At 69.1% G+C, this 11,916-nt stretch carries 12 protein-coding genes; 6 read left to right on the forward strand and 6 right to left on the reverse strand.

Going from position 1 to position 11,916, the window contains the following annotated elements:
- Positions 1-66 precede the first annotated feature (66 nt).
- From pepN to ACFXP5_RS03180, 4 genes are all read left to right on the forward strand, one after another.
- Entirely contained in the window at positions 67-2,640 is a 2,574-nt protein-coding gene (pepN, locus tag ACFXP5_RS03165) for an aminopeptidase N (protein ID WP_394543478.1), read from the forward strand.
- 62 nt (positions 2,641-2,702) lie between these two features.
- On the forward strand, positions 2,703-3,845 hold the full coding sequence (locus ACFXP5_RS03170) for a mechanosensitive ion channel family protein (RefSeq protein ID WP_394543479.1): 1,143 nt from the start codon (positions 2,703-2,705) through the stop codon (positions 3,843-3,845).
- Entirely contained in the window at positions 3,842-4,249 is a 408-nt protein-coding gene (locus ACFXP5_RS03175; protein ID WP_481825235.1) for a globin, read from the forward strand. Before ACFXP5_RS03170 ends, ACFXP5_RS03175 begins: the two co-directional genes overlap by 4 nt.
- Before the next feature lie 36 nt (positions 4,250-4,285).
- Positions 4,286-5,950 (forward strand): FAD-binding dehydrogenase, encoded by a 1,665-nt coding sequence (locus tag ACFXP5_RS03180; protein ID WP_394543480.1) that lies wholly within the window; start codon positions 4,286-4,288, stop codon positions 5,948-5,950.
- Here the strand turns inward: ACFXP5_RS03180 and ACFXP5_RS03185 are convergent.
- Positions 5,947-6,621 carry a DUF8185 domain-containing protein gene (locus tag ACFXP5_RS03185; RefSeq protein WP_394543481.1) on the reverse strand — a complete coding sequence of 225 codons (675 nt, stop codon included), beginning with the start codon at positions 6,619-6,621 and terminating at the stop codon, positions 5,947-5,949. The two genes, ACFXP5_RS03180 and ACFXP5_RS03185, sit on opposite strands and share 4 nt — an antisense overlap.
- A gap of 47 nt (positions 6,622-6,668) precedes the next feature.
- Here ACFXP5_RS03185 and ACFXP5_RS03190 point away from each other — a divergent pair, with 47 nt between their 5' ends.
- Positions 6,669-7,553, forward strand: a complete 885-nt coding sequence (locus ACFXP5_RS03190) for an acyl-CoA thioesterase (RefSeq protein ID WP_394543482.1) — start codon at positions 6,669-6,671, stop codon at positions 7,551-7,553.
- Here the strand turns inward: ACFXP5_RS03190 and ACFXP5_RS03195 are convergent.
- From ACFXP5_RS03195 to ACFXP5_RS03215, 5 genes are all read right to left on the reverse strand, one after another.
- Positions 7,532-8,053 (reverse strand): acyl-CoA thioesterase, encoded by a 522-nt coding sequence (locus ACFXP5_RS03195; RefSeq protein WP_394543483.1) that lies wholly within the window; start codon positions 8,051-8,053, stop codon positions 7,532-7,534. The two genes, ACFXP5_RS03190 and ACFXP5_RS03195, sit on opposite strands and share 22 nt — an antisense overlap.
- A complete protein-coding gene (gene ettA / locus ACFXP5_RS03200) occupies positions 8,046-9,725 on the reverse strand; it encodes an energy-dependent translational throttle protein EttA (RefSeq protein ID WP_394526883.1) in 1,680 nt (559 codons plus the stop codon). Before ettA ends, ACFXP5_RS03195 begins: the two co-directional genes overlap by 8 nt.
- 48 nt (positions 9,726-9,773) lie before the next feature.
- Positions 9,774-10,265 (reverse strand): DUF6993 domain-containing protein, encoded by a 492-nt coding sequence (locus ACFXP5_RS03205; protein ID WP_394526885.1) that lies wholly within the window; start codon positions 10,263-10,265, stop codon positions 9,774-9,776.
- 85 nt (positions 10,266-10,350) lie between these two features.
- A complete protein-coding gene (locus ACFXP5_RS03210) occupies positions 10,351-10,863 on the reverse strand; it encodes a single-stranded DNA-binding protein (protein WP_394526886.1) in 513 nt (170 codons plus the stop codon).
- A gap of 149 nt (positions 10,864-11,012) precedes the next feature.
- Positions 11,013-11,549 (reverse strand): peptide-methionine (S)-S-oxide reductase, encoded by a 537-nt coding sequence (locus tag ACFXP5_RS03215; RefSeq protein ID WP_394543484.1) that lies wholly within the window; start codon positions 11,547-11,549, stop codon positions 11,013-11,015.
- 100 nt (positions 11,550-11,649) lie between these two features.
- On the opposite strand from ACFXP5_RS03215, the gene ACFXP5_RS03220 reads away from it, so the two are divergent.
- Positions 11,650-11,910 (forward strand): hypothetical protein, encoded by a 261-nt coding sequence (locus tag ACFXP5_RS03220; protein ID WP_394526890.1) that lies wholly within the window; start codon positions 11,650-11,652, stop codon positions 11,908-11,910.
- The last annotated feature ends 6 nt before the right edge of the window (positions 11,911-11,916 follow it).

The following is an 11,916-nucleotide window of genomic DNA, read 5'->3' on the forward strand; positions in this document are numbered from 1 at the left end:
AAGGTTGTCGTCGGCGCCAGCCGCGTCGTCCGCAGCATCCTGCCCCTCACCCCTGGGAGATCGCACGTGCCTGGAGAGAACCTCACCCGCAGCGAAGCGCAGCAGCGTCGCGCCGTCATCGACCCCACTGCCGGCGGCGGGATCCAATACGAGGTCGATCTCGATCTCACCCGCGGCGCCGAGGTGTTCGGTTCCCGCACGATCGTGCGTTTCGCGGCGACCGAGGGCGCCGACACCTTCATCGATCTGATCGCGGGCGACGTGCGTTCGATCACCCTGAACGGGCGCCACGTTCCGGTGTCGGAGTTCAGCGACTCCCGGATCGCGTTGCGCAACCTGGACCGCACGAACGAACTCATCATCGATGCGGACGGCCTGTACACGAACACCGGCGAGGGCCTGCACCGCTTCGTCGACCCCGTCGACGGCGAGGTCTACCTCTACTCCCAGTTCGAGGTCCCCGATTCGCGCCGGATGTTCGCCGTGTTCGAGCAGCCCGACCTGAAGGGCACCTTCCGCTTCACCGTCACGGCGCCCGAAGCCTGGTCGGTCATCTCCAACTCCCCCACCCCCGAGCCCGAACCGCGCGGTGACGGCACGGCGACCTGGGCCTTCGAGCCCACGCCCACGATCTCGTCCTACATCACCGCACTCATCGCGGGACCGTACCGCTCGACGTTCTCCGAGCTCACGAGCGCCTCCGGCCGCGTGATCCCGCTCGGCGTCTACGCCCGCAAGAGCCTGTGGCAGTACCTCGACGCCGATTACATCTTCGACAAGACGCGGGAGGGCTTCGCGTACTACGAGGAGAAGTTCGACTACCCGTACCCCTTCGCCAAGTACGACCAGCTCTTCGTCCCCGAGTTCAACGCCGGGGCGATGGAGAACGCGGGAGCGGTCACGTTCACCGAGACCTACGTGTTCCGCAGCAAGGTGACGGATGCGGTGAAGGAACGCCGAGTCGTGACGATCCTCCACGAGCTCGCGCACATGTGGTTCGGCGACCTGGTGACCATGAAGTGGTGGAACGACCTCTGGCTGAACGAGTCCTTCGCCGAGTGGGCCTCCACGATCGCCACCGCTGAGGCGACCGAGTGGAAGGCGGCGTGGACGACGTTCAACGCCATGGAGAAGACCTGGGCGTACCGCCAGGACCAGCTGCCCTCCACGCACCCCGTCGTCGCGGAGATCAACGACCTCGAAGACGTCCAGGTCAACTTCGACGGCATCACCTACGCGAAGGGCGGCTCGGTTCTCAAGCAGCTCGCCGCGTGGGTCGGGATCGAGCAGTTCTTCGCCGGTGTCGCCGCGTACTTCGCCAAGCACGAGTGGTCGAACACCGAGCTCGGCGACCTGCTCGAAGAGCTCGAGACCACGAGCGGGCGCGAGCTCGGCGAGTGGTCGCGGAAGTGGCTCGAGACCGCCGGTGTCAACACGCTGTCGCCCCTCATCGAGGAGCGGTCCGACGCCTCGGGGTCGGGCGACGTGATCTCGCGCTTCGCGATCGTGCAGACCGCCCCCGCCGACTACCCGACCATCCGTCCGCACCGTCTGGGCGTCGGCTTCTACTCGCTTCAGGGCGGCGCTCTCGAGCGCGTGCACTACCTCGAACTCGACGTCGACGGTGACCGCACGGAGGTGCCCGACCTCACCGGCCTGGCTCGCCCCGACCTCGTGCTGCTCAACGACGAAGACCTCGCGTACGCGAAGATCCGTCTCGACGATCGCTCGCTCGCGACGGCGATCGCGCACCTCAAGGACATCAGCGATCCGCTCGCGCGCTCGCTGGTGTGGGGCGCGGCCTGGGACCAGACCCGCGATGCCGAGGCCTCGGCCACCGACTACGTCGACCTCGTGCTGCGCAACATCGGCTCCGAGACCGAGTCGACCACGGTGCGCACGACGCTCGCGCAGCTGCAGCTCGCCGCCAACGCGTACGTGACCCCCGAGACGCGCGACGAGACGCGCGAGCGCGTCGCCGACGGCCTGTGGGAGCTGGCCGCTGCGGCCGAGCCCGGCAGCGACAGCCAGCTGCAGTTCGTGACGGCATTCGCCAGCGCCGCCTCGACGCCCGCCCAGTGGGAGCGGGTCCGCTCGCTCCGCGACGGCGACACGGTTCTCGACGGCCTCACGATCGACACCGACCTGTCGTGGTCGCTGCTGGTCTCCCTCGCCGCCGGTGGCGTCGTCTCGGCCAAGACGATCGAGGACGCGCTCGCGGCCGACAACACCGCGAAGGGCGGCGAGTTCGCCGCCCAGGCCAAGGCCGCCCTCCCGAACGCCGAGGCGAAGCTCGCGGCGTGGGATTCGCTCATCGTCCGCGACGACGCTCCGAACACCATCGTCCGGTCGGCGGCCGCCGGCTTCACCCACCCCGCTGGTGTCGAGTCGCTGCGCGAGTTCGTGGCGCCGTACTTCGACATGCTGCTGCGGGTCTGGGAATCGCGCACCTATCAGATCGCCCAGTACCTGATCGTCGGGCTCTACCCCGCGGCCCTGGCCGACCTGTCCCTGCGGGACGCCACGCGCGCATGGCTCGCGGCGAACCCCGATGCCCCCGCAGCCCTCCGTCGCCTCGTGCAGGAGAACCTTGCGGGCGTCGAGCGTGCCCTCTCGGTGCAGGAGCGCGACGCGCGCTGACCGTCGGTCGGATGCCTCGGTGCCCAGGCGGCTCCGAGGCATCCGTCGTTAACATGGGAGGGATGCTCGACTTCCTCGCCTCCGCCCCCGAAGAGACCGCGCCGCCCGACCCCGGAGACGTCTTGACCGGTGAATTCTGGCAGCCGGTGCTCGCCTGGCTGACCGACGCGGGCTGGCGCCTCCTCGGGGCGATGGCCATCATCGTGGGAGCCATCCTGCTCTCGTGGGTGCTGCGCGTGGTGATTCGGCACGTCGTCGCGCGCATCGTGTCGGGGGCGAAGAACAAGGCGAACGTCGACGACACCCAGGCGCTGGAGCGCTCACCGCTCGCCGCCGTCCGTCTGGTGCAACGCACCCGCACGCTCGGCACGATCCTGCAGAACATCGTCAACGTCGTCATCGTCGTCGTCGCCCTCGTGATGGTGGTCGGACTTCTCATCCCCGACCTGCTCTCCTCTCTCACGCTGCTCACGGCGGCGATCGGCGCGGGCCTCGGCTTCGGCGCCCAGAACATCGTCAAGGACGTGCTGAACGGCATCTTCATCGTCGCGGAGGACCAGATCGGCATCGGGGATGTCGTGGATCTCGGCTTGGCGACCGGGGTCGTGGAGTACGTGAGCGTGCGGGTGACCCACGTGCGCGACGTGAACGGCACGCTCTGGTACGTGCGCAACGGCGAGATCCTGCGGATCGGCAACATGTCGCAGGGATGGTCGCGCGTGATCATCGATCTCGCGGTGCCCGCCGACGCCGACATCACCGAGGTCGAGGGCACCATGCTCGACGCCGCCAAGACGCTCGCAGCCGATCCGAAATGGCGCACCCGGGTTATCGAGCAGCCCGAGGTGTGGGGTCTCGAGTCGGTCTCGGGCGACGCTCTCGTCATCCGCCTCGTCATGAAGACGCGGGCGAACGCGAAGGACGACGTTGCACGCGAACTGCGGATGCGGCTCAAGCATGCGATCGACGACCTCGGGGTCAAACTCCCCCAGCTCAACTCGATCACCCTCAGCGGGCTCGACGGCGCCCAACGTGTGCGGGGCGCGAACCCCCCGCACACGAAACCGACTCCTGTCCCGGTGGAGCGGCCGGTCTGGAAGCCGCGCAAGCGCGGGAAGGCGGATGCTGCGTCCTCCGGCCACGTGCCCGTGACTCCCCCGGCCGACGAAGCACCCGACGACGACGCATCGAGGGACGACAAGTGACCGAGCAGACCACGTTCTTCGAGCAGGTCGGGGGGATGGAGACGTTCCGCCGTCTCGTCGCGACGTTCTATCGCGGTGTCGCGGCGGATCCGGTGCTCAAACCCATGTACCCGGAGGACGACCTCGGGCCGGCGGCCGAGCGACTCACCCTCTTCCTGGCGCAGTACTGGGGCGGTCCGACGACTTACAGCGAGCAGCGCGGTCATCCCCGCCTGCGGCTGCGGCACCAGCCGTTCCACGTCAACCCCGACGCCCGCGACCGATGGCTGACCCACATGCGTGCCGCCGTCGACGAACTGGAGCTTCCTCCCCTGCTGGAGGAGACGCTGTGGGATTATCTGCAGCGAGCAGCGCTCGCCATGGTCAACACGTTCGAGCCGACCTCCCCGCGCACCTCGCTCTGATCGCATCCCGCACCCGCTGACGACGAAGGAGTCGCCATGACCGTCCGTACCTACGACACCGATGTGCTGATCATCGGATGGGGTCTCGCCGGCCTCGTTGCCGCGCACGAGAGCCTGGCCGCCGGGCGGCGGGTGGTGATCGTGGACCAGGAGCCGCGCACCAACGTCGGCGGTCAGGCGTGGTGGTCGTTCGGCGGGCTGTTCCTCGTCGACTCACCGGAGCAACGGCGCCTCGGGGTGCGCGACTCGTTCAACCTCGCACACCAGGACTGGTTCGGCAACGCCGGTTTCGATCGTCCGGAGGATGCCTGGCCGCGTCGGTGGGCCGAGGAGTACCTCCACTTCGCAGCGGGCGAGAAGCGGTCGTGGCTGCGCCGGCTCGGGCTCGGGTTCTTCCCGGTCGTCGGGTGGGCGGAGCGCGGCGGGTACGGCGCCATCGGACCGGGCAACTCGGTGCCGCGGTTCCACATCACCTGGGGCACCGGCCCCGGAGTCGTCGCGCCGTTCCTGCGCGTCGCCGAGGAGGCTGAGACGGACGGGCGACTCGTCATCCTCCCGCGCCATCGCGTCAGCGCCCTCACCCGCACCGACGGCGCGATCACCGGAGCGACCGGCGAGGTCCTCGCCCCCAGTGGCGCCGTGCGAGGCGCGCCCACCTCCCGCGAGACGGTCGCCGACTTCACGGTGCATGCCGGGGCGACCGTGATCGCGTCGGGCGGCATCGGGGGCAACCACGACCTTGTCCGCGAGCTCTGGCCGGCCGGCCTCGGAACGGCCCCCGCGCACCTGCTGTCGGGCGTTCCCGCCTACGTCGACGGCTCGATGCGGGCCGTCACCACGGCCGCCGGAGGACACCTCGTCAACAGCGACCGCATGTGGCACTACGTCGAAGGCATCCAGAACACCGATCCGGTGTGGCCGGATCACGGCATCCGCATCCTCCCCGGCCCCTCGTCTGTCTGGTTGGACGCCACCGGGCAGCGGCTGCCCACGCCGCTCTTCCCCGGATTCGACACCCTCGGCACCCTCGCGCATCTGCGAACCACCGGCCACGACCACTCCTGGTTCGTCCTGTCGTCCCGGATCATCGAGAAGGAGTTCACGCTCTCCGGAAGCGAGCAGAACCCCGACCTCACCGGCAAGGACGTGCCTCTGCTGTTGCGCTCGCGACTGGGAAAGGGAGCCTCGGCGCCCGTGCAGGCGTTCCTCGATCGCGGCGCCGACTTCGTGGTGCGCGACACTCTCTCCGCCCTGATCGAGGGCATGCGGGCCCTGCCCGGCGGGGACGTCCTCGACGCCGACCGCGTGCGGGACGAGATCGAGGCCCGCGATCGCGCGATGGACAACGACTTCACCAAGGACGCCCAGATCGCGATGCTCCGCTCCGCGCGGGCGTTCCGCGGCGATCGGATCATCCGCACCGCCTCCCCGCACCGCATCCTCGACCCCGCAGCGGGACCGCTGATCGCCGTCAAGCTGCACGTCGTCACACGGAAGTCCCTCGGTGGCGTTCTGACCGATCTCGACGCCCGCGTGCTCGACGCGGCAGGCGAGCCCGTCCCCGGCCTCTACGCGGCGGGGGAAGCCAGCGGTTTCGGCGGCGGCGGGATGCACGGCTATCGCGCGCTGGAGGGAACGTTCCTGGGCGGCTGTCTGTTCTCGGGGCGCGTCGCCGGACGGGCGGCGTCCGCGGCGCTCTAGGCCGACGAGCCGGTCGCGCGCACGGCGGTGAGCCCCGTACGGGCGGGGCCCCGCACGACCACGTGCCCCCGCGACAAAGACAGTCGGCGCCACGACCCCGAGGCGCGGATCTCCGCCGTCTCCTCGCCCGCGATGAATCCGAGGGCGAAGGCGGCGAACGCCGCTCCCAGCGGCAGCGCGTCGAGCGCATCGTCGGGCGGCCCCCAGACCTCGGCCCGTACGGCACGCACCGCATCCTCGCCGGCGTCTCGAGGGACCGCCTCGGCGACCGCCGCGATCCCCCACTGCGCGCGCGCGGCCAACACGGAGGCGGCGACCTGACCGGTCACGCTCCAGCCGCCCCTCGGCGGCGACACTCCCGCCCAGGGAGCCGAGAGAGCGGCCTCGGGAAGGACGACGGCCGACGGGTCCGCCGGATCGGCGGCGAGCACCGCAGCATCCACCACCAGGTCGCAGACCAGCTCCGGATCGATCGGCAAGGCCCGCATGCCCAGGACCGTCGGTGTCGTGTCGAACAGTCCACGGGGGGCGAGCGGCGCCGCCGTCATCACCACCGTGCCGTTGGACGCCTGCAACCGCACGGCGCCGTCGCCGAGGCGGGTGGCGCGCGAGGCGAACGTCAGCAGGTCGGCGGCGGCCTGCGCATCGGGGAACACGAGACGGGCGGGCACCCGTCCTAAACTACCCATCGAGCGAACACCGTCGGAACGGAGACAACGTGTCGGACGCCAGCGATCCTGTCGGAACCCTCCTGAAGGTCCTCGATCTGCGCGATGCGGGGGCGCGGACGACGGAGGACATCTTCACGGGGATCTCCCAAGCCATGCCGGGTGGGCGCATCTACGGCGGCCAGGTGCTGGCACAATCGATCGTCGCGGCCTCCCGCACCCTGGACGCCGATCGGGTGCCGCACTCGATGCACGGGTACTTCCTCCGCCCGGGGGACGCGAGTCAAGGTCTCACCTTCTCCGTGGACCGCATCCACGATGGCCGGTCGTTCTCCACCCGCCGCACCCAGGCCTATCAGGAAGGGGTGCCCATCTTCTCGATGATCGCCTCGTTCCAGGACGACGAGCCGGGCCTCGAGCACCAGGACGCGATGCCGGAGGGCTACGGCGACCCCGACGAGTTGCCCGACCTCGAAGCGGACATCGTCAAGGAGCACCCCTCCTCCGGACGGGTGTTCGCGGAACGACCCGTCGAGCTGCGCCACGTTCCCTCGCCCATCTACGTCGCCGTGGACGAACCGGTTCCGCGTCAGGCGGTGTGGCTGCGCGTGCGTCGTCCGCTGCCCGATGACCCTGCCGTGCACCGCGCCGCGTTGGCGTACCTGAGCGACATGACGATCCAGGAGTCGATCATGCGCGCACACGGCGTGACATGGAGCACACCGGGACTGAAAGTGGCGAGCCTCGACCACGCGATGTGGTGGCACCGGTACGCGCGGGTCGACGAGTGGCTGTTGTACGTGCAGGAGTCACCGAGCGCGCGGGGCGGCCGAGGGCTCGCCACCGGACGCATCTATGCGCGGGGCGGCGACCTCGTCGCCAGTGTGGCGCAGGAGGTCATGGTGCGGGTGCGTCAGGAGCCAGAGCGGCGATAATCGATCGGCGTACCGACGAACGGCGCCCACGCCTCCCGCTCGATCGCGTTCCAGCGCGTCGGACGGCCCGTCGCCGTATCGACGATCACGACGACGACGGTCGCACGCGCATAGAGGACCGGGGCTTCCGTGCCCAGCGGGCTGTAGACCTCGAAGCAGATGTCGGCGCTGGAACCACCGATGCGGCCGATCCACATCTGCACGTCCAGGGGACGCTGGCCGTACGGCACCGGACGGTAGTACTCGATCTCCTGACGTGCGATCAGCGTCGCGCGCGATCCCCCGCTCTCCAGCACGTCCATCTCGAAGACGGCGGTCGCCGGCGCAGGTTCCGTACCGTCGCCCTTCCAGAAGGCGCGGAGACGAGCTTCCTCGAGCAGCTTGAGCATCGAGGTGTTGTTGACGTGCCCGAGGGCGTCGAGGTCTCCCCAACGCAAGGGGATCGGCACGTGGACGCGCCGATCCCCCTGCGTCGAGTCGGTCTGAGCCTCGTCAGTCACGTGTGAGCTTGCGATACGTCGAGCGACTCGGGTTGGCGGCGTCGGGGCCGAGACGTTCGACCTTGTTGGCCTCGTACGCCTCGAAGTTGCCCTCGAACCAGTACCAGCGGTCGGGGTGCTCGTCGGTTCCCTCGTACGCCAGGATGTGCGTCGCGATGCGGTCGAGGAACCACCGGTCGTGTGTGATGACCACGGCGCAACCGGGGAACTCGAGCAGAGCGTTCTCGAGCGAGCCGAGCGTTTCGACGTCGAGGTCGTTGGTCGGTTCGTCGAGGAGGAGCAGGTTGCCGCCCTCCTTGAGGGTCAACGCGAGGTTCAGACGGTTGCGCTCACCGCCGGAGAGCACACCGGCCTTCTTCTGCTGGTCGGGGCCCTTGAACCCGAACTTCGAGACGTAGGCGCGGGACGGGATCTCCACCTTGCCGATGGTGATGATGTCGAGACCGTCCGAGACGACCTCCCACAGCGTCTTGGTCGGGTCGATGTTCGATCGGGTCTGATCGACGTAGCTGATCTTGACGGTCTCGCCGATCTTCACCTCGCCGCCGTCGACCTCTTCGAGACCGACGATGGTCTTGAACAGCGTCGTCTTGCCGACGCCGTTCGGACCGATCACGCCGACGATGCCGTTGGGCGGCAGCGTGAAGCTGAGGTTGGAGATGAGCGAACGACCGTCGAAGCCCTTCTGCAGCTTCTTCGCCTCGATCACGATGCTGCCCAGCCGCGGCCCGGGCGGAATCTGGATCTCGTCGAAGTCGAGCTTGCGCGTGCGATCGGCCTCGGCCGCCATCTCCTCGTAGCGTGCGAGACGGGCCTTGGACTTGACCTGGCGACCCTTGGCGTTGGAGCGCACCCATTCCAACTCTTCGGTGAGGCGCTTGGCCAGCTTCGCGTCCTTCTTGCCCTGCACCTCGAGGCGCTGGCCCTTCTTCTCGAGGTACGTCGAGTAGTTGCCCTCGTAGCCGATGAGGTGGCCGCGGTCGACCTCGGCGATCCATTCCGCGACGTTGTCGAGGAAGTACCGATCGTGGGTGATAGCGATGACGGCGCCGGGGTACTTCTGCAGGTGCTGCTCGAGCCACTGCACGCTCTCGGCGTCGAGGTGGTTCGTGGGCTCGTCGAGGAGCAGCAGGTCGGGCTTCTGCAGGAGCAGTTTGGTCAGCGCCACACGGCGCTTCTCTCCACCCGACAGGTTCGAGACCGTCGAGTCGCCCGGGGGCGTGCGCAGCGCGCTCATGGCCTGCTCGAGCTGGGAGTCGAGGTCCCACGCGTCGGCGGCGTCGATCTCCTCCTGCAGCGTGCCCATCTCGGCGAGGAGCGCGTCGAAGTCGGCGTCGGGGTCGGACATGAGGGCGGAGATCTCGTTGAAGCGGTCGACCTTCGCCTTGATGGCGATGCCGTCCTGGATGTTCTCCAGCACGGTCTTGGTCTCGTCGAGCTCGGGCTCCTGCATGAGGATGCCCACCGAGTAACCGGGGCTCAGCTTGGCCTCACCGTTGGAGGGAGTGTCCAAGCCCGCCATGATCTTGATGATCGTCGACTTTCCGGCACCGTTCGGGCCGACCATGCCGATCTTGGCGCCGGGGAGGAACGACATCGTGACGTCGTCCAGGATCAACTTGTCGCCCACGGCTTTGCGCGCGCGGACCATCGAATAGATGTATTCAGCCATATCGCTCCCAGTCTAAGGGGCGAGCACCCCGGCGCCCCGGGCGGCGGGTCACCAGTCGATGGGACGAGTGGACCCGATCAGACATCCACCCGTGTCGAGACCGTCCATCACCACCGCGACCGGTGCTCCGGTGGCGGGGCCGACCTGACCGACCAGACACTGCTCGCCCCAGCGCACCGAGAACTGGATGCTCTCGGCGGGGTTCCCCACGGTCGAGACGTCTTCGGTCACCTGCATCGCGCTCTTATCGAACCCGCCGGCCACCAGGGCGTCGATGTAGGCCTTTCCCGCCACGCTCTCGGGTCCGCCGGCCACGGTCTGCACGATGGAGGTGAAGAACGGCAGGTTGTCTTCGGCCGTGCCCTCGGGCACGAGGGCCGGGGCCGCGGGAGCCGCCGCCTCCGTGGGAGCCGTGGTGACCGGCGCCTCGGTGGGCGTCGGCTCGGGCGCTGCGGCGCCGAAGCATCCGGAGAGCATCAACACCAGAGCAGCGCCGATACCGAGGGGGGCGAGACGACGAAGGGCAGGCGATCGGGTCACGTCGGCAGTCTACGTCGACCGCCCGCTGCTCCTCGGAACGGCGTCTGCAGAACGCGTTCCTCGGAGCGCGGTGCGGCGGTGGTCCTCAGAACGGCACGTCGACGAGGCGGGCGGCTTCGTCGGCGGGGACGGCAGGCAGGGCGGGGATCACCCAGCCGTCCGCATCGGTCGCGGCGGCCGTCGCGGGGCGCTCATCGCGCTCGACCGGCTCTGGCGACGACTGTTCTTCGGGCGCGGCGGGCTGGCCGGCTTTGCGGAACGACGTGGTGCCCCAGAGCAGGTCGTGCCCGACCGCATCCGCTTCGATGTCCACCGCCAACCCCCGCTTCGTGCCGTTGTCCCACTCGCGGACGCGCAGACGGCCGGTGACGATGACACGGTCACCCTTGTGCAGGGAGGCGAAGGCGTGTTCGCCGAGGGTGCGGCGCGCTGTGACGGCGTACCAACTCGTGTAGTCGTCGACCCAGCGCTCGGTGGACTTGTCGAACCGGCGGTGCGTCGAACCGACGCGGAAGTTGGTCACGGTCACGCCCGGCGCGATCGTCTTCTGTTCGGGCTCGTAGGCGAGGTTGCCGGTGATGGTGATGAGGTCGGTCATGGCGGATCCTTTCGGTCGGGTACTCCGGCGTCCGAGTGCCCGTCGGACGCCGGAGCCGAGGCCAGGTTCCCCCGCGGCGGCCCGCCGTGGCCGCGCTCATGCGCGACTGGGGAGGAGAACCGCTGATCCCTCCCCTGTGCAGGAGACGATCAGGCGCTGACCGAGTAGTCCGCGAACCGCGAACGCACCCGCGCGACCCGCGGGGCGACCGCCGCCTGCACGACCTCGGACTCCGGGTGGCGGGCGGCCGTGTCCTGATCGACGGCCGCGGCGGGGAAGAAGACCTCGAGGGGTTCGACGGTCGTCACCACCTGCCCGTCCCACCACTCGATGGCGCGGTCTCGGGATGCCTCGAAAGCCGCCCGTTGCGCGTCGTCGGTGAAAAACATCGCACTCCGGTGCGTCGGGTTCGCGTCGGACGCACCGTCACCGTCTCCGTCGAGCCGGCCGGGATCGTGCGCGGTGAAGAACGCATCCAGCACGACGTCACCCCGTACCAGTTCGGGGTCGAACGTCACCGAGACGGCTTCCACGTGGCCGGTCGTGCCGGTCGCCACCTGTGCCGGCGTCGGGTCATCGGTGTCACCACCGGTGTAGCCGGAGACGACGGCGCTCACCCCGCGCAGAGTGCGGAACGCCGCATCGAGGGTGATGAAGGGGCCACCGGCCAGAACGTAGGTCTCCACGACACTCCTCAGATCGAGCTGACACGTCACCGTCCACGTTACGCCGACGCACGATGCTCCGGCGGGGATGTCGGAGGTCGTAGGTATCTTCGAATCCATCATGAACACCACGGCCCTCCTGTCCCCCGCGCTCCCCCGCATCGACCCGCCGAGCGGGGTGAGGATCACGCGGGCCGGCGCGAACCTGTGGCGCATCGAAGACGACGGTGGTCGCCCACTCGGGCACCTGCGCGCGATCTCCCTCGAGCACGGGTGGCGCTATCACGTGGAGCGGTTCGATCCCGCCTCCCGGGCCTTCCGCGCGGTCGGCGAGTTCTGGACTCCGGCGGAAGCCTTCGAGTGTGCCCGTTACCAGCGCTGAACGAAC

This window comes from Microbacterium hanjuni, from assembly GCF_043556395.1.
Classification (GTDB): Bacteria; Actinomycetota; Actinomycetes; order Actinomycetales; family Microbacteriaceae; genus Microbacterium.